Raw genomic sequence first — 17,497 nt, 5'->3', positions numbered from 1 at the left:
TGGGGCCATTACAACAATCTTAATGGTATCAAAAATATTAACTCTACGACTATTTTCGTGCTAAGAAGATGCACTTTCAATCTTTGTTTTTCAATACAATATCTATACTTTACCTAGGTTGTTTTAATGAAAAAATTCTCATTAGTGTTAAAGTAACTACTTTGAGGAAGTTATTTTCAAATTATCGTCTACAAAAACGAAAGGGAGATTTTGTTCTTCAAGCCATTTAAGGCCTTCTTGGCCTTTTAAAAATGCGATTGTCGTTAAGCTTCCTGCTACTAAACACAAATCAGCAATAACAGAAACGCTCGTTACTCCTTGAACTGGATAGCCAGTTTTTGGATTCAAAATATGGCAATATCGAACACCATCAATAACCATGCATCGCGCATAACTCCCACTGGTTGCTATGGCGCCTTGAGCGAGGGGAACACGTCCGATATTCTTATCGCGGTCATGGAGGGCTGTAATGCCAATGTTCCAAGGTCTTCCGTCCGGATGGGGGCCAATAACGCCAATATCGCCGCCAATCTCGAGCACTCCATGATAGGTCTCCAAATCTCTGGCCAGGCGAACACCTGCATCCACCGCGTATTCTTTGACAACACCCCCAAAGTCAAGATTCATGTGAGGAATGGGCAAAATGAGGCGTGGCCTCTCCCAAATGAGCTTATTCCAGCCGATATAAGTCAAAACCTCGTCAATCTCGCCTTGGGTAGGTATTGAAGGGTCTGCTGCCTCATATCGCCAAATGCGGTGTAACGGTCCTGACGTTATGTCAAAAAGACCATCGCTCAATTCGTAGCAAGATTGGGCATAATCTAACAATGCAGCCGTTTCATCATCAACGATAATGCCCTTCGAGGAGCCAGCTTGGCGATTAATTTCAGCTGTGAAGCTGGTGGAGGAATAGTTGGTGTAGTATTGATCATATCGATCCAATAGGGCCAGCACTGCCTCTTTAACCTCTTCAGCTTTTATAGGGTTGGGGGCATAAAATTTAAAATTAGCAGGGCAACCCATCGTTTCAAAAGGATAATGATACTTCTCCAGATTGGCCTCCTGTATTAACTCTCAAGAGAAGTTATCATATTAGCCTTGTTCAAGACAGATGAAATGTGTGAGCTTTTGCTGTTCCTAAAATACAAAACTCATACCGATCGATCCGTAGTACGTCTTGAATTCATTTGTTGGGTTGGGTAGTACTGGATTTCTTCCCCAATAGAATTTGTTGCGTCGATTAATGGCCCCCATCAAAATTGTAAATTTACCTGACTTATCCTCTAGGAATTTATAGTTAAATTTCAATTCCCCCCCAAAAGATCCATACCTTGCCAATCGATAATCAGTTGAAGCTGGCTCATTTCCATAAATTCGCTTGGCTGGGAAGGGGGCACCACCCTGAATATCAAATGCCATCGCATAGAAGTAAGCTTCGTTTTGGGCATAATAGCGGACACTTGGAACAATTTCAAAATCAGAGTTGATTTGTTGGTAATATTCAAGGGTGAAGGTGTGAGAGTGAATGTTCCACGTATTCTGAATATACCGGTATCCAAAATGGACCGTCGAATCAAGAGCTTTAATGTGTTGAATCAGCTTGAAACTTGATCCTAAAGTGCCTCGATAGTTTGGCCTGCGATCACGACCCACAGTGACATCGAACCCAAATGGTCCGCCATAGTAATAAGTTTCAGACCGCAACGCCAGCGCATTTCCCCAAATCAAAGCAACCTTATAGGGGTCATCTAAATACCCTCGATTAGCGATAAACTCAAGCCCTGCATGTATTGTAGTCGTTGTTGTTAAATCCTGCCGCAGATCGACTGTAAAACGATGGGTATTTATTGCTGATCGTGTGGATTTTCTAATGAGGAGTAAGCCGCAGGCTTGGGGTGTAGGCTTAACTGCATCATCTGAATAGGCATACCCTGCGCTGAGCGATGTGTTTACTTTGTTGAAATCTTGTGTGTATTGCACCCCAGCTGTTTTGGATTCATAATCCTCTTCTTCTGAAACAATAGCATGCACTCCAACATGATAATCGTCTCCAAAGAAGCGGGGCTTTATCATGACCTCACGACGATGTGAGCGTACCGATTCTTCTGTGCGCGCTTCAACCAAAGTTGATATTGACCCTAGCCCATAATAAGCTGCTGGCACATATGTAGCGGTTGTTGGACCGGCTTGCATTTCTTGATCAATTGTTACTTCTAAATCTGTTGATTGACCAAGTGGTATCTTTAATAGCCCTTGATAGATATCAATTTGGTAACGTTTGTAACCTTCATCGTAACGTGTATACTGGAAATCAGTTTGGGGTTTTGTTATGAGGGAGTCTGCCTTTGCGCCTTGAATTCCTGGAAGCGCTAAAGCGGCAACCATGAGAGATTGAAAGCCAAGGGATGAGGGGAGGTTCTTAGACATTTATCACTTCACCTTATAATGTTATCTTCAGGGCCACCAGAACGGGAAGGCTCCATATGCTTTGGTTATCGCGGAAACTAATGGGTGTATTATTGATTGTTGTAAGTGTTATTCCAGGGCGAGGCGTATATCTTAAGCCAGCACAAAGGGTGAGGGAGACCCACTTATTAAATTGGTAATCGGCACCAAATTGGAACGTACCCCCCCATAGGGTTTTACGACTCTGGAGCGTAAAACGTCCAAGAGGGGCATATTCATTAAGAAAACCGCCCGGAATGACATTGTATACCTTTGCCCTTACGCTACCTTGAAAAGTTGCTGTCCCGAAGATGCCAACAAACGGAAACCAGGGTTTTTGCGTATTCCAATAATATCGACTCCCCAGAGATATTTCATAATTGTTGCGGGAATCAAAATCATAGGCCATATTGGTGACGATAATGCCAGGTAGCGGCGCAAAATATGGCGCATTCATCACATTAACCTTATCGGTACCCGTTTCATGAGAAAAGCTAAGAATTGTGAAGAGTTCAATTTCTTTTGTGGCCATAACGCCGAGCTCAAGATCATACCCTGCGCCATTTCGTTCTGTTCGGTTCGCCATAAATCCAAAAGGGCATCGGTAGGCGTCGATAGGAAAACCATTGAGTTTTTGATGCTTGCTTGACATGCCAAACGTCAGTGCCGTTAGATTCACCGTCAAAGGCTTAATGGTTATTGTGCCGGCTTTACGGTCATCAGGAATCCAAGTGGATTTGGTCTCAACGGGCTTAACGGGTTCCTCTTTCATCTTCTGAGCAGCATCGACACCTTCGGGTTTCTTGGTCATGCCAAAAAGGCTCGGTCCAGGGGGTGTTGTGCTGGAGGGAGTTGTGATAGGTGCTGTTGTGGTTGGGGGTGGGGGTGGCGCGTCCTTGGACTGAGCTTGCAGAGATAATAATCCTAACAAAACAAGGGATGAAACAGAAAATGACCCGTTGAACTGCATGCGTCGACACCTAATTTATTAATATATGGTTAATATCAATTCCATAGGGAATTACATCGGGTGTCAAGAATATTGATAAAATTTTAGCGATTATTTTTTTAGAAACGAAATCAGTGCAGCGCCATAGCGACGTTGGTCGATGAGGGCAGTCGTGGAGGGGAGGTTCAATGGGCGTTTAGATGATGTTTCCAGAACAATCAAGGTTGAAGAATCGATCCACCCTTGATTGTGTAGGGTTGCGAGGATGGTATCCTCTAAGAGCAGATCGTAAGGTGGATCTAAAAAGATCAGACTCATGGGCCTTAATGTTTTAGGAGGGTTGTTGGCGTCCCCGATCAACACGCTACTTTGGGATTCAAGGCCAAGATTGGTGATATTTTCCTTCAAAGTCTGTATAGCTTGGCGGTTTTGCTCCAGAAATGTTGCGTGGGCGGCGCCTCTGGATAAAGCTTCAAGGCCAAGCGCTCCACTGCCGGCAAAAGCATCTAATACATAGGCACCGTCAATCAGGTCAGCATCCAAGCTGTTGATAATGTTAAATATTGCTTCTCGAGCCCGGTCTGAGGTAGGACGTGTTGAGGAGGGCGGAGAAAAGAGCTGTCGACGTCGATATTTTCCAGCAATTATGCGCATTTATAAGGTTCTTCACATTCTAATGAGTTTCCCCCTTTTATCATGGTTTGAGCTGACTTGTGAACCAATCATCTTTCGCGCTAATATGATGACAAGAAAACGATTAAAAGCGATAGATTTATGAAGAAACTGATTTTGATGCGACATGCTGAATCTCAGCCGGAACAAATGGGCTTGAATGATCGTGACCGGTGTTTATCGGGGGGAGGCATGGAAGAGTTGGAGTTAATCCGGCGGAAATTGCAAGGAAACTTGCAAGGTTTACAACTCGTGTTGTGCTCCAATGTGAAGCGCACACGCCAGACATTGGAAGGGATTAAAGCCATTCTTCCTTCAAATTGTGAGACGGCTTTTGACGATGGACTCTATCATGCGCCAGCATCCAATTTAATAAACCGCCTTCATGATATTGAAAATTCACAAGACTTTGTCATGGTCATTGGGCACAATCCTGCGGTGAGTGATTTTCTAAATGCCGTTATGTCGGTAACCCAACAACCCGGAATGCCAAGAATGGTGCCGACTTCAGGTGTTGCTATTTTTGAAGGGAACTTCACGAAGTGGCAAGATGCCTCTCCGGCACGCTTTACGCTTCAATCCTTTTTGGTACCTTAAGCTTATTTATTATCAGCACCACTCAACACTTCCCTCACTAAGCTAAGGGTCAGCTGGCGATGCTGAGAAAGTGTGTGTTCATTAAGGGTCTCCACGAGTGTGCGAACACCTTCAAAAGAGCGCTCAACGCGGCGTAAAATATAGTCCCCAACTTCTATGGATAAGGTCATTCCGCTTTGTGATATTAGCTTAAAGAGCACGGCTTGCAAGGCATCTTCATCGGGGGGATGAATGGGGACGCTCAAAATCGTTGCGAGGCGGGATCGTAAATCGGGAAGTCTAATGTCCCATTGGGTGGGCGGTTGACGGCAGCAAAAGAGCAGGGCGATGTCCCGCTCCTTTGCCAAGTTATAAAAGTGAAACATCCAATCTTCAACGGCCCCAGTGTTTGGTCCAGCCTTGTCGAACAAGCTGTCGATGTCATCAAGAACGATGGCGGAAGCCTCCTTTACGGCGTCATGGGGCGTGAGGGTAGTGTTGATATCGCCGGTATTTAGATAGCGTGCTCCTGATTTGCTCTGCCAAATATGGGCGAGATGCGTCTTTCCACAGCCAGGCTCTCCATAGATTGCACCCATCTGCATGGTCCAATCCGGCCATTTTCGAATAAACTGGGAAGCTTCCCAGTTGCAGGGGCTTTCTACGTAATCTGCTTCGGCATAACTTGCTTTAACCGGCAAATCAAGAAGCAATTGGTGAGCACGTGTCATGAAGAACGCTTTGCTTTTTTTGCTGGGCGCCGCAAACTTTTGCTCATGCCATTATTTATGTAAAAGTCTGTTTTTTGATACCAATCAATAAAGATGCGTGTAATAACACCCATCGTTGCCGTAATGGGGAGAGCCAATAAAATACCTATAAACCCAAACCAAGTTCCAGCTGCAAGCAAGGCGAAGATGATCCATACAGGATGCAATCCAACCTTTCGTCCAACAAGGCGAGGAATAAGAATATTTCCCTCAATTAAACTGATCGTAATAAAAACAAGAGTGATCAGGCCGATGGAATTCCAGTTTGTAAACTCAGCAAAACTGATGCCAAGACTTGTCATATACCCGATCAACATACCAACATAAGGGATAAAAGACATAAAGCCCGTGAGAATACCAACAATAATGCCTTGTTTGAGACCTACAGCCCATAAACTCGTCGAATAAAGAACCATCAAAATCAGGCATATAATGGCTTGTCCTTTAGCGTAGGATGACAACGTGCGGTTTACAGTTGTCGTATGATCACGGATTTGAGGAGCCCATTTTGCGGGTAAAAGGTCATCAATTTTGGCAATCATTCTGGGCCAATCTTTGAGGAGATAAAAGGTAATGACGGGTGTTAAAATGACGAGAGACAATAAGTTGGCAAGGGCCATACCGTTGCTTAATAAGTTCGTGATGACACGTACCGACCAAGTCAAAACGTCCCCTAAATGACTGATAACTTGAGTTTTGAGTTCAGCTGCACTAGGCGTACCATAATCTTGAGAAAAGCTTTCTAGAGTGGGCGCAATGTTTTGGAAGAGCCTTTCAATGAGTCTTGGTATATTGCCAGCCAATAGGAACAGTTGTTGCTGAAGGTAGGGTAATGCGACAAACATCAGTGTTACTAATATGATGATCAAGGATAAGACTAAAAAAGCACTCGCGATACCCCGCGAAAGGTGTCGGTTAGACAGCCAAGTCGTTGGAACATTTAATGCATAGGCACCTATAAAACCAGCGAGAAAGGGCATGAGCATAGACCCAAGGCTATACAACGTTGTCATGAAGACCCCGAGGCCCAATAGTGTAAACCAAAACCACTGTGTGCGTTGTGCTTCTATCATGCTTTTGCCTCTGATACGTTTCAATTACGAACGAAGGGCTTTAAACGCGATCCATCCATAGGTAAATCCAGATAAGATGGTTGTTAAAGCCATACCATATAGGAAGATTACCATGAGAATGCTTTCGATGCTAGATGTTGGAATAGAAAGGATAGGGGCCCCTCTGGCTAAGACCAAACCAATCAAGACCATTTGAATTGTTGTGCTGATTTTCCCCATCCAATGGGGCGCCAGCTCAGTTTTTTTCTTCTGCCTTGAAATGATGACACCGCTTAAGGTGAGAATAAAAAAATCACGTATTAAAACAAGACTTGTTACCCACAAAGGGATATAACCCAACATACCCAGCGTTAAGTAGACGGAGATGAGGAGGAATTTATCTGCAAGGGGGTCAAGAATCTGCCCTAGTCTAGAGGTTGCTTGCCATCGCCTTGCAAGATACCCATCTAGCCAATCCGTTGCACTCATAGCAAAAAAAATCCAAAAAGCTGTAGTTAAGGTTTCTTGGAAAATAAGCCATAGAATAACAGGAGTGCCAAAGAGTCGCACCATTGTTAGGATGTTGGGGATGTGCTTGTAAAGAGGAGAAACACCGGGAGAGGATCTAAATTCGGTCTTGAGCCTTTCGGAAAACCTTAATTCAGATTCCTCTTTTAACCCCTGTTGGCGTTTCTGCATTGATAATCCTTAACCGACGATTTCAATATCCGGAAAGAAGAATTTGATTTCGATCCCTGCATTCTCAATGGAATCAGACCCATGGACGGAGTTTGCCTCAATGGATTCAGCAAAGTCGCGGCGAATTGTGTTGGGTTCGGCGTTTGCTGGGTTTGTTGCTCCCATAACATCACGGTAGGCAGCAACAGCATTTTCACCTTCCAGTACTTGTACAACTACTGGACCAGAGGTCATGAAAGAGCACAAGTCATTAAAGAAGGACCTATTGGCATGAACGCCATAAAATGCTTCAGCTTGAGGAAGGGTTAACCACAAGCGTTTCTGTGCGATAATGCGTAGGTTTGAGGATTCGATTCTTTCATTAATTTTGCCTGTTAGATTGCGTCTTGTCACATCTGGCTTAAGAATTGAAAAGGTTCTCTCTATTGCCATTGTATTTTCCTTTATAAAATATGATTCATTACTAATATACCGAAGAGATGTAGCATTCATAAGTGAATCGATGAAAAAAATCAAGGATAACATTGTTTGCTGAGGCTTTGATGAAGAGAGAATGGGTCTTAAGTTATTGAAAACAAAAAAGAACCTATCTCATAAAATTTTACGAGATAGGTTCTTCTTCGTAAGTACAGTCAGCCTGTTAATGGATGAACTTCATATGGTTCGCCCCATCAAAGGGTAGGGACCCTCCATGAAGGTTGCCAAGGGGCGCACTATCCATAGAATGACCTGTCAGAGTTGTCCAGCAGCCATGTGAGTCACCATGACCACCATGACCACCGTGACCACCGTGACCATCATGACCATTATGACCATTATGACCATCATGTCCACCATGACCACCACACCCTTGATCGCTTGACCAAGGTGACTGTGAACCATTAAAGCCACCATCATTGTTTGAGCATCCGTGACTTCCTCCGGCTTCAAAGAATGGGTTGTGCCCATTGTGTCCACCATAGATAACGTCGTTATCACAACCGTGGTTTCCATAACCGCCATGATGACCTGAGCTACCGCCGTGGTTTCCATGATCACCGTGTCCGCCATGACCGCCGTGACCACCATGATCACCGTGTCCGCCATGACCGCCGTGACCACCATGATCACCGTGTCCGCCATGACCACCATGACCACCATGACCGCCATGACCACCATGACCACCATGACCACCGTGACCACCACAATCTACAGGTGGTTCCTCACAAGGAGGAGGGGGTGGAGGAGGACAATCGTCGCCGTCATGACCACCATGGCCACCACAATCTACTGGTGGCTCTTCACATGGAGGAGGTGGAGGAGGAGGACAATCGTCTCCGCCGTGACCACCGTGACCACCACAATCTACAGGTGGTTCCTCACAAGGAGGAGGTGGAGGAGGAGGACAATCGTCGCCGTCATGACCACCACAATCTACTGGTGGCTCTTCACATGGAGGAGGTGGAGGAGGAGGACAATCATCTCCGCCGTGTCCACCGTGACCACCACAATCTACTGGTGGTTCCTCACAAGGAGGAGGTGGGGGAGGAGGACAATCGTCGCCGTCATGACCACCATGGCCACCACAATCTACTGGGGGTTCTTCACAAGGAGGAGGTGGAGGAGGAGGACAATCGTCTCCGTCATGACCACCATGACCACCACAATCTACAGGTGGTTCCTCACAAGGAGGAGGTGGAGGAGGAGGACAATCGTCTCCGTCATGACCACCATGACCACCACAATCTACTGGGGGCTCTTCACAAGGAGGAGGTGGAGGAGGAGGACAATCGTCGCCGCCGTGACCACCGTGACCACCACAATCTACTGGTGGTTCCTCACAAGGAGGAGGTGGGGGAGGAGGACAATCGTTGCCGTCATGACCACCATGACCACCACAATCTACTGGTGGCTCTTCACATGGAGGAGGTGGAGGAGGAGGACAATCGTCGCCGTCATGACCACCATGGCCACCACAATCTACTGGGGGTTCCTCACAAGGAGGAGGTGGGGGAGGAGGACAATCGTCGCCGTCATGACCACCGTGACCACCACAATCTACTGGGGGTTCTTCACAAGGAGGAGGTGGAGGAGGAGGACAATCGTCTCCGCCGTGTCCACCGTGACCACCGCAATCTACTGGTGGTTCCTCACAAGGAGGAGGTGGGGGAGGAGGACAATCGTCGCCGCCGTGACCACCGTGACCACCACAATCTACTGGTGGTTCCTCACAAGGAGGAGGTGGGGGAGGAGGACAATCGTTGCCGTCATGACCACCATGACCACCACAATCTACTGGTGGCTCTTCACATGGAGGAGGGGGTGGAGGAGGACAATCGTCTCCGCCGTGACCACCATGGCCACCACAATCTACTGGGGGTTCCTCACAAGGAGGAGGTGGGGGAGGAGGACAATCGTCTCCGCCATGACCACCGTGACCACCACAATCTACTGGGGGCTCATTACAAGGAGGAGGGGGTGGGGGAGTATGGCAATCGTCGTTGCCACCGTGACCACCATGACCGCCGTTACCGCCACAATCTACTGGGGGCTCATTACAAGGAGGGGGTGTAGGAGTATGGCAATCGTTGTCTGCATTATTATGATGTCCGTTTGAATCTTTCCCGTTGGTTTTACAATCTGCCGGCGGGGGTGGGTTGTTATTACAATCACCGCTGTTTCCTGAGCCGCCATCACCGTGCCCTGACTTGCCACCTTTGTCTGATTGATGATTGTCATTGTTTGTTGTGTTTTTGCTTTTTCCCATTGTTGTATCCTCCACGTTAATGTTTTATGCACGCAATATGGTGCACGTTAAATACGTAGATGAATATAATTTTAATAAAAAGAAAGTCAACAAGCTATAGATTAAATTTTAATAAAATAAAGAAATAATAAAAAAAAGCCTTACAAACGGCCAATGTTAATTTTTAACAAGTATAGCCTATCAGCTTTGTTGTGATTTAATCTTTTTAACAACCCAATCACCGATTTTTCGACCTAACTCCAGTCCATCATAGTCGTCAACAGGAAAGTGGACGCCTCCCCATAGACGGGATTGACCGATCTCTTCAGCAGTCTTGTCCCATTCCGTTTGGTTCTCAGGGAAGTAGTGATCCATAATAATGGCTGCTGCCATAGCTATGGTCGAATGGCCAGAAGGGTAACTTGGGCTTCCAGGGCTTCTTATCTTTGAACTCAAATCAGCAAATTGTCTGGCAGGGCGTAACTTCCAATAGGTGTACTTCGTGTCAAAATAGGCAATCGTCGCATCCGCTATCCCCATAGAAAGAACCGATCGAATGATCATTGCACGTTCTAAAGGTATCGGATGCTTGGCCATATAATCATCTGCAATTTCGATCCATTGGCCCGACAAAGAAATTGATCCTTTAGCCGCCGCCCATTTTTTAGCCGTCGCAAGTTGTTCATTGGTAATTGAAGAAAGAATCTTTAAAAGCTCTTCCTTTTGTTGCTTAATTCCTTCTGGACTATAGGCCTTTGGATCTGCAAGACGAAATTGATTGCCTGATTTAAGAAGCCACGGCTTCATGTGGCCAAAATTGCTTCCATAGATAGGTTTTTCTTTGGGCCAACCGTCGGGTATCTTAGAAGGCGGAGCAGAATCTAGGACTTCCTTTTCTTGGCGAATGCGCTCCTTAACCTTTTTTGTTACAATTTCGGCAACTTTCAAAGAGTAAGGATCCGGTTCTTCCCCTTTAGGAATTAATAAACATTTGTCTGGCACAACGAGACATAAAGTTTTTGTGGAAACGGCAGACAAAGAGCCGGCTAATTTGTTCTTTAGCTTGTAGGAGATGGCCGCGGCGTCCTTTTGGGCCGTAAACAGATAAGCATAGACACGTGTTGTGTCAATTTCATTAAGATCAAGCTTTACCAAATTAAAGGCTACTTGAACCCAATGACTTAGTTCATTTTCTGTAATGACTTTGTCAGAATTTAAGACTTCAAGAGGCTTAAGATCTTCTTCGGAGTAGGTGAAATAGGGTTCCAATTCTAATGAAGACGAGGTGGAGGTGGTTGGAGTGCTCGATATCATATAACAAAGAATGCCGATCACAATCAGTCCCGTTGAGGCTGAAATTGTCCTAATACTTGTGATGCTCCTCTTTGCCATTTTGAATTACTCCTCGTTCCTTACCACTGCGTTTTGCCAAAAAATTGATTGTGCGGGAAGATGCAATTCTCCCAACTTCGGCACATAACCATGATCTTAAAAGAATAATCCTTACGAAAAGGTTAATATATTTTAGAAAAGGTCTAGATAGAGAACACTTGACGAAGTGAGTAAGATCGCGTAATAAAAAGATAACTTTTCGTTATAGAATGAATTTAGGGAGATTTATTATGTCAAGGCGATGTCCAATTTCAGGCAAGGCCGTTCTTTATGGGAACAACGTTAGCCACGCAAACAACAAATCACGGCGTCGTTTTTTGCCTAATTTGCAAGAAACGTCCTTTATGAGCGAATCTTTAGGTCGTATGGTACGTCTTCGCCTTTCTACAAATGCAATTCGCACCGTAGAGTTTCACGGCGGCATTGATGCGTACCTGGTGAAGGCCTCTTCTTTAAAATTGACACCTGAGTTGATTCGCTTGAAAAAAATTGTTCAAAAGCGTACCTCGGCTCCCGCTACGGCAGCATAAGCTGCACGAGGTTAGTTTTTTAAAGCCCGTGGCATTGTGTCTCAGGCTTTTTTTAACCTAACCCATAAAGTCTGATTTATATGGATACCTCATTTATTATTCCTGTTATTGAGTTTTTGCAGTCCCTATCTACAGAGAGTCTCGCCTTTTTAAGTCTATTGGGGTGTGTGGCAACGATTCTGTTCTTCTTCCGAGTGTTTGGGATTGCTGGTCTCTACATGTACAATGCGGTAATCGTCATTGTCGCTAACGTTCAAGTCTTAAAAACATCCACCTTTTTCTTTTCTCCTGAACCTGTCGCCCTTGGGACGGTTACGTTTGCAACGACTTATTTGGTCAGTGACATTCTGACAGAACATTATGGCAAGGCCGTTGCCCGTAAAGGGGTGTGGCTGAGCTTTGCGGGTCATATCTTGATGACCACATTGATGGTCATTACCCTCGGCTTTGTCTCGCCAGAAGGGGATAAGGCCCATGGGGCGATGATGAGTCTTTTCACACCGTCTCCTCGTATCTTGCTCGCTGGCTTGTTGGCTTATGTTTTAAGTCAATTTATGGACATTTATGTCTTTGAATGGATTAGCCAACGGACGAACCGACGGTGGCTGTGGTTGCGCACCAACGTTGCGACACTTTTGTCCGGTTTGGTTGATAATACAATCTTTAGTGTTTTGGCTTGGGTTGTTTTGAGCCCTGAACCGATCGGCTTGTATTCGTTGATCTTTACGTATATTTTGGGAACGTACATCGCCCGAGGAATGGTTGCGGTTATGTCGACCCCGATCATGTACTTAAGTTATTTGTGCTTGCCCACCGCTTCAAAATCTAACCTGGATGACCACGCTCAAGAAGTTCTTGAAGCTGCTTAATGTGAAAGATTTATAACCCATGTCCGACTTTTCCTTCTCATACCAGTATCCCTCAAGTGATTCTCGCGCGCGTCTTGGATATTTACAAACCCCCCATGGGTCTGTGGAAACGCCAGCCTTTATCTTTTGTGCCACCAAGGCTGCCATCAAGGCTGTTACGCCCGATCAAATGCGCGAATGCGGAACTCAGTTCATTTTATCAAACACCTATCACCTGATGCTCCAACCTGGCGCTGAGATTGTGGCTAAAATGGGGGGCTTGCATAAATTTATGGGGTGGGATGGTCCCATGTTGACAGATTCCGGTGGGTTTCAGATCTTTAGCCTTGGCCATGGGTCTGTTGCGGCTGAAATTAAGGGAAAGCGTATGGGCACTCGGCCGAAGACGCTTCTTAAAATAACGGAAGAAGGGGCACGTTTTAAGTCTTATCTTGACGGATCCACCCATCTTCTAACACCTGAAAAGGCAATAGAAACCCAACGGCTTCTGGGTCCAGACCTGGTGGTTGTGCTGGATGAGTGCACCCCTTTTCATGTGGATAAGGTCTATACCCAGCGATCTCTTCAGATGAGTCATCGATGGGGGTTGCGAAGCCTTCAAGAGTTTCAAAGGCATGACAATGGCAGCCAATCCCTTTATGGCATTATCCAAGGGGGCGTATACGAAGATTTGCGCCGGGAAGCCTGTGATTTTGTGAACAGCCAGCCTTTCTTTGGCCATGCCATTGGGGGGTCTTTGGGGGCAAATAAGGAACAGATGTACGAGGTTGTGGCCATGGCGGCTCAGAGGCTTGATCCCAATCGCCCCATCCACTTGCTGGGTATTGGGGGCATTCGGGATATCTTTGAAGGCGTGGCCCAAGGAATTGATACCTTTGACTGCGTTCATCCCACCCGCCTGGCACGCCATGGGGGTGCACTTGTTCGCCCACCGCATGCTTTGGTAGAAGGGGCCGATCATTTGAATTTACGCAACAGCGCCTGCCGCGAGGACCCCAATCCCATTGAGCCGGATTGTCCGTGTCCCACGTGCCAGACGTATTCTAGAGCCTATCTGCATCATCTCTTGAAAGCGCAAGAATTATTGGCTATGACGCTCATCACCATGCACAATGTTGCCTTCATGAATCGTCTCCTTGAGGCCATTCGTGCTGCCATTGCTGGCGGCCGCTTAAAAGAGGAACGCCAAAAATGGTTGAGTGATATTGATTTTTCGGAGCTTACCCATAACTTGGCTGCGTGAGGTGCCCCTTCAACTGCTCTTTGGATCTGTTCTCTGTTCCTTTGCCTACAAGAGTCCATTCTCTAAAATAGTTATAAAGAATTTAGATCACTGCTCGTAAAAACTTCGAAGGATGAGGTTCTCGACGATAGTAACAGCGATGGTTTGCAATTCTGCTGGTTTTTGTGCACTCTCTATCCCCTCACCTCGGGAATCGGTCGTCAAAACGGACAACAAGTTTTCCATCATTTGACGTGTATCTTGGGCAATACTATGGGTAACAATATTTCTTGGAGGTGTGGGATGGTTCCTTGATTTGTCTATTAAAATGCCAAATAGTGGATCTTCACACTGACGTTGCGGTTGATATAAACAGGTAGAAACCTTTTGACAAGAATCACTATCACCTTTTGCAACAATATATTTCAATAAATTAAAATGGGCTCTTGCTGCGAGATAAGTGGCTGAGGCTAATGGTTTGATTCCAGGGTATCTAATACCGGCCTTTGCAAGTTCTTCTGGCATTCCTTTTACGAGTGATTCTGTGACACTTTTAGGCAATTGTCCGGATTCAATCGATTCAATGATCTCTTTCCAAAAGGAGCAAAACCGGACACTTAAATCGGAAGAAAGTGTGTGGGGGTAATTTTCTTCAACCCTTAAGGCTTCACGGGCACATCTAACTTTCCATAAGAGTTGGTCAAGCCCCTCAGTTTGATCGTGATAGTCCAAAAGGCTTTGTAAGAGAGCCATATGTACTTCCTTAGATTTCTTGAAAATTGTCTCACAAAATTCCCAAGAAGCTTTGGCAAAGTCTGTTCGAGTGGTTAGAAATTTGCGTTCTTGTTCAAGTTTATCAGCCTGTTCTCTCTCAAGAGCATCCTCTCCGTAATACCAAGTTTTCTGATCTTTTCTTGTTTCAGATTTCCTATAATTGGCGGCTGCATCAACAACCTTTTTAACACTGGGAATCTTCTCACTTCGCTTTAGGAGAACTTTAAGAGGTTTGTCGAGCTCGCTAAAAGTCTTTTCAACAAAAGCGGCTTCATCTATCGGCTTCTTTTCTTCCTCTTTTTTCGGATCATTCCCCTCTTTATTTAATTCTTCAAGAAAGGTGGGCAAAGTACCATCGGCGAGGGCAGTAACATAACCATTCGCAAGGAAGGCAAGGACAGCAAACTTTTGCAGATGCTTGTCTAAAGTACGAAAGGCTGACTGTGCTGCATACATGAGAACAATTCTTTTTGGAAGGTCTGATTCAAAGGGGATAAGCTCCTGCAATCGCAATGCTCTCAAAAGGGCAGAGTCATCGTGATTGGATGAAATATCTCTGATCTGAAGAACTTTACCAAGGGGCTCCTCATTGCTGGCAATTTCAGACGGCTGAGAAAAATAAGTTTCCGTAGAATTTCTGATCTCAATAAGCCTATAAATGAGCATGATTTCTCGAAGTTTCGCAATCTCATCGCTTGTAAGTTCCGCCAGTAAGGCATTGTCGCCTTCCATGAGTCGGCCATAATAGGCCCAATGAATGTTGGTAATGAGATCAGCAGAGAGCTTATTTGAAGGCACATCTCTGATAAGTACATACAATCCTTTCCATATTTGGGGAGATGGTTTGGAACTCCAGAATTGGGTGTGGTAAATGTTCATGAGATCAGAATAAGCAGCAATCAGAGCGCTTTTACCCTCCTCTGAAGGCTCCGATTTGTAGGCTTGTTTGTGCGCTTCAAGAATCATTGAGGTTGTTAAAATAAGAAGCCTCGCTCTCAAAGTTCCCCAATCCCTTTCGCGCTGCCAGTTATCATCTAATACTTTTCCATCAGGGCCGAGTTTCGGTTGATATTTTTGTGTTCCAAGAGTTTCTAAATAGTTTTGGAGAGCGCTTTGCGTTCTATCTTGACGTAAAGGGTGTTCCCCAGTTAAGAAGCTCAAATCAAGGTCGTCGAGGCGCACGGTTTCTTGATTGAGCTTTTGTGCGCAGACTTCACAAAGGGAACTCGTTACTCTCATATTTTGTCTTGAGTCTGGATCAAGATACTTTCCTGCTTCAGGAAGGATGCGTAAAAGCTGTGGTGTATCACCGGTCTTCAAAAGCCCTTCCACGGCGTGGCTATACCACCGAGGTTTATGTTTCTCGAAATCCTCTGTACCTGTTTGCGCAAGAGTTAAAGCACATTTCACCATGAGCTGACGGAGTTTGGGAATTTGGCCTTCATAGAAGTGTGATTCCTTTGTGTGTCTTTCAAGACTTTCTTGGGCTTCCTTTAAGGTTGGTTCTTTTTTGTCCCAGTAATTTTGTTTTTTATCTTCTAATTCCCGAATCGTGGCCCAGCGTACATGATCATTGTCTTGTCCGATTTTGGTATTTGCTTCCTTTAGAGCACTCTCAGCTTCTCTTAAGGCATAAAGAGAGATGAGCCAGGAAAGACGGAGGTCTGTTTCTGTTGTTGCAATTTCCAGTAACCTTGCGTTGCGCTCTGGTGGAGCTTCTATGGCAACGGCTTGATGCCAGGGATGATCCTCCCTCAAATAATATCTCAAGCCAAGGGGTTTATAGTCGGATCTGCTTTCGTGCTCATAAGTATCCCACTCTAGAAGGCGTGCAAATTCAGGTTTCCACTTCGCAAGAAAAGCTTGAACTGAGTCATTGACCTTAAAGAATTCACAAGCGCCAAATATCTCACCCATCTCTCGTTGGTACGAGGATTGTTTCTCGATGTGATAGATATTTAAGAAAAATATCTCATGCCAACGAGCAACCGTTTTAAGGTGATCTATGGTGAGAGTTTCATGTCTTCTTACGGCTGAGAGATAATCTTCGCCCCAGTTTTCGAGCGCATAAAAAATCACTTGTTGCCGTTCGCTCAAACTGTTGTATTGATAAAACGCAGATTCAAAGAGCGATACTTTCAGTTGTAAAATACAGGCGTCCAGGTCTTTCAAAACTTGATCTTTGTCCCCTTCATAATCTTGGAGCAAGTTTGAAGCGCCTCGAAACTGTTGGAAGCATTGCAGCGCAAACATCTTCACGAACGGGCTTGACCCCTTAAACTTCATGAGTTTCTGGAGTTGGGCAAGATTTTGGGAGGTGACCGCGAGCTCTTGAAATGGTTTTGGAGGCGTTAACGCGCGCCAAATTTCTAATACTTCTTTGCAGTAGCCTAAGAGGGCGTAAGCATGAAAATCGGAGGTGTGAAGTGATTGGCCCCTCAAGATGCATTGCGTGAGGTCTGGAGTTAAGTAGGAAGATAAATCTTGGTCCCAATCCTTTCTATAGAGTCCTGTTATTGGTTCTAGAGTGTCGAGGGCAATCAATTCAGAAAACCAAGCCCGTAAACGTGGTAAGCGCTCTTGCGTTTCTTCCTTTTTCAGATGACTCAAGACTCTGACAGAAGACACGATCCAATGATTACGGGTAGGGGATTTCACCTTCGAGGCTGCCCGAAGCAACAACTCCGAGATTAAAAAACTTGTATCAGTGACTAAAGTTGTCCGTTTGTGAATATTACTAAGGGCATCAAATTCTTTTCGATTCGAGTCATAATAAAGCGGTTTCTCTTTCTCAAAAATTCCTTTCTTGGCAGCGAGGTATT

General features: G+C 45.3%; 16 protein-coding genes. 5 read left to right on the top strand and 11 right to left on the bottom strand.

The window, feature by feature from the left end; all coding sequences use genetic code 11:
- Window positions 1–156 precede the first annotated feature (156 nt).
- The 4 genes from K2Y18_06090 to rsmD form a co-directional block, all read right to left on the bottom strand.
- Window positions 157–1,023, bottom strand: a complete 867-nt coding sequence (locus tag K2Y18_06090) for an FAD:protein FMN transferase (protein MBX9805305.1) — start codon at window positions 1,021–1,023, stop codon at window positions 157–159.
- Window positions 1,024–1,137: 114 nt separating this feature from the next.
- Window positions 1,138–2,427, bottom strand: a complete 1,290-nt coding sequence (locus K2Y18_06085; protein MBX9805304.1) for a DUF3570 domain-containing protein — start codon at window positions 2,425–2,427, stop codon at window positions 1,138–1,140.
- Window positions 2,428–2,440: 13 nt separating this feature from the next.
- On the bottom strand, window positions 2,441–3,415 hold the full coding sequence (locus K2Y18_06080) for a hypothetical protein (GenBank protein ID MBX9805303.1): 975 nt from the start codon (window positions 3,413–3,415) through the stop codon (window positions 2,441–2,443).
- Window positions 3,416–3,505: 90 nt separating this feature from the next.
- Window positions 3,506–4,048 (bottom strand): 16S rRNA (guanine(966)-N(2))-methyltransferase RsmD, encoded by a 543-nt coding sequence (gene rsmD, locus K2Y18_06075; protein ID MBX9805302.1) that lies wholly within the window; start codon window positions 4,046–4,048, stop codon window positions 3,506–3,508.
- Window positions 4,049–4,168: 120 nt separating this feature from the next.
- On the opposite strand from rsmD, the gene K2Y18_06070 reads away from it, so the two are divergent.
- Window positions 4,169–4,663: a histidine phosphatase family protein gene (locus tag K2Y18_06070; protein ID MBX9805301.1), complete on the top strand. Its 495-nt coding sequence runs from the start codon at window positions 4,169–4,171 to the stop codon at window positions 4,661–4,663.
- 2 nt (window positions 4,664–4,665) lie between these two features.
- Here the strand turns inward: K2Y18_06070 and K2Y18_06065 are convergent, their stop codons facing one another.
- From K2Y18_06065 to K2Y18_06045, 5 genes are all read right to left on the bottom strand, one after another.
- Window positions 4,666–5,373 (bottom strand): hypothetical protein, encoded by a 708-nt coding sequence (locus K2Y18_06065; protein MBX9805300.1) that lies wholly within the window; start codon window positions 5,371–5,373, stop codon window positions 4,666–4,668.
- On the bottom strand, window positions 5,370–6,485 hold the full coding sequence (locus tag K2Y18_06060; protein MBX9805299.1) for an AI-2E family transporter: 1,116 nt from the start codon (window positions 6,483–6,485) through the stop codon (window positions 5,370–5,372). Before K2Y18_06060 ends, K2Y18_06065 begins: the two co-directional genes overlap by 4 nt.
- Before the next feature lie 24 nt (window positions 6,486–6,509).
- Window positions 6,510–7,163, bottom strand: coding sequence for a CDP-diacylglycerol--glycerol-3-phosphate 3-phosphatidyltransferase (gene pgsA / locus K2Y18_06055; protein ID MBX9805298.1), 654 nt, complete (start codon window positions 7,161–7,163; stop codon window positions 6,510–6,512).
- A 9-nt stretch (window positions 7,164–7,172) separates the two neighbouring features.
- Window positions 7,173–7,595, bottom strand: a complete 423-nt coding sequence (gene ndk / locus K2Y18_06050) for a nucleoside-diphosphate kinase (protein MBX9805297.1) — start codon at window positions 7,593–7,595, stop codon at window positions 7,173–7,175.
- Window positions 7,596–7,895: 300 nt separating this feature from the next.
- Complete coding sequence (locus tag K2Y18_06045; protein ID MBX9805296.1) at window positions 7,896–8,195, bottom strand: hypothetical protein; 300 nt, start codon at window positions 8,193–8,195, stop codon at window positions 7,896–7,898.
- A gap of 16 nt (window positions 8,196–8,211) precedes the next feature.
- On the opposite strand from K2Y18_06045, the gene K2Y18_06040 reads away from it, so the two are divergent.
- On the top strand, window positions 8,212–9,759 hold the full coding sequence (locus K2Y18_06040; GenBank protein MBX9805295.1) for a hypothetical protein: 1,548 nt from the start codon (window positions 8,212–8,214) through the stop codon (window positions 9,757–9,759).
- A gap of 330 nt (window positions 9,760–10,089) precedes the next feature.
- Here the strand turns inward: K2Y18_06040 and K2Y18_06035 are convergent, their stop codons facing one another.
- Window positions 10,090–11,280, bottom strand: a complete 1,191-nt coding sequence (locus K2Y18_06035) for a vanadium-dependent haloperoxidase (GenBank protein ID MBX9805294.1) — start codon at window positions 11,278–11,280, stop codon at window positions 10,090–10,092.
- A gap of 230 nt (window positions 11,281–11,510) precedes the next feature.
- On the opposite strand from K2Y18_06035, the gene rpmB reads away from it, so the two are divergent.
- From rpmB to tgt, 3 genes are all read left to right on the top strand, one after another.
- On the top strand, window positions 11,511–11,810 hold the full coding sequence (gene rpmB, locus K2Y18_06030) for a 50S ribosomal protein L28 (protein MBX9805293.1): 300 nt from the start codon (window positions 11,511–11,513) through the stop codon (window positions 11,808–11,810).
- Between the two features lie 80 nt (window positions 11,811–11,890).
- Window positions 11,891–12,679, top strand: a complete 789-nt coding sequence (locus tag K2Y18_06025; GenBank protein ID MBX9805292.1) for a queuosine precursor transporter — start codon at window positions 11,891–11,893, stop codon at window positions 12,677–12,679.
- Window positions 12,680–12,698: 19 nt separating this feature from the next.
- Entirely contained in the window at window positions 12,699–13,922 is a 1,224-nt protein-coding gene (gene tgt, locus K2Y18_06020) for a tRNA guanosine(34) transglycosylase Tgt (GenBank protein MBX9805291.1), read from the top strand.
- An 87-nt stretch (window positions 13,923–14,009) separates the two neighbouring features.
- On the opposite strand, the gene K2Y18_06015 is transcribed toward tgt, so the two are convergent.
- Window positions 14,010–17,497 (bottom strand): hypothetical protein (locus K2Y18_06015; protein ID MBX9805290.1); only part of this gene is annotated, 3,488 nt, incomplete at its 5' end.

It is taken from the genome of Alphaproteobacteria bacterium (genome assembly GCA_019746225.1).
Lineage (GTDB): Bacteria > Pseudomonadota > Alphaproteobacteria > Paracaedibacterales > VGCI01 > VGCI01.
This window is presented reverse-complemented; position numbering and strand designations above follow the sequence as displayed.

Coding starts and splice junctions, on each gene's coding strand:
- rpmB (MBX9805293.1), top strand. CDS start 11,511: ATGTCAAGGCGATGTCCAATTTCAGGCAAGGCCGTTCTTTATGGGAAC.
- K2Y18_06070 (MBX9805301.1), top strand. CDS start 4,169: ATGAAGAAACTGATTTTGATGCGACATGCTGAATCTCAGCCGGAACAA.
- K2Y18_06085 (MBX9805304.1), bottom strand. CDS start 2,427: ATGTCTAAGAACCTCCCCTCATCCCTTGGCTTTCAATCTCTCATGGTT.
- K2Y18_06090 (MBX9805305.1), bottom strand. CDS start 1,023: ATGGGTTGCCCTGCTAATTTTAAATTTTATGCCCCCAACCCTATAAAA.
- K2Y18_06080 (MBX9805303.1), bottom strand. CDS start 3,415: ATGCAGTTCAACGGGTCATTTTCTGTTTCATCCCTTGTTTTGTTAGGA.
- K2Y18_06040 (MBX9805295.1), top strand. CDS start 8,212: ATGACCGCCGTGACCACCATGATCACCGTGTCCGCCATGACCGCCGTG.
- ndk (MBX9805297.1), bottom strand. CDS start 7,595: ATGGCAATAGAGAGAACCTTTTCAATTCTTAAGCCAGATGTGACAAGA.
- pgsA (MBX9805298.1), bottom strand. CDS start 7,163: ATGCAGAAACGCCAACAGGGGTTAAAAGAGGAATCTGAATTAAGGTTT.
- tgt (MBX9805291.1), top strand. CDS start 12,699: ATGTCCGACTTTTCCTTCTCATACCAGTATCCCTCAAGTGATTCTCGC.
- K2Y18_06060 (MBX9805299.1), bottom strand. CDS start 6,485: ATGATAGAAGCACAACGCACACAGTGGTTTTGGTTTACACTATTGGGC.
- K2Y18_06065 (MBX9805300.1), bottom strand. CDS start 5,373: ATGACACGTGCTCACCAATTGCTTCTTGATTTGCCGGTTAAAGCAAGT.
- rsmD (MBX9805302.1), bottom strand. CDS start 4,048: ATGCGCATAATTGCTGGAAAATATCGACGTCGACAGCTCTTTTCTCCG.
- K2Y18_06035 (MBX9805294.1), bottom strand. CDS start 11,280: ATGGCAAAGAGGAGCATCACAAGTATTAGGACAATTTCAGCCTCAACG.
- K2Y18_06025 (MBX9805292.1), top strand. CDS start 11,891: ATGGATACCTCATTTATTATTCCTGTTATTGAGTTTTTGCAGTCCCTA.
- K2Y18_06045 (MBX9805296.1), bottom strand. CDS start 8,195: ATGGAAACCACGGCGGTAGCTCAGGTCATCATGGCGGTTATGGAAACC.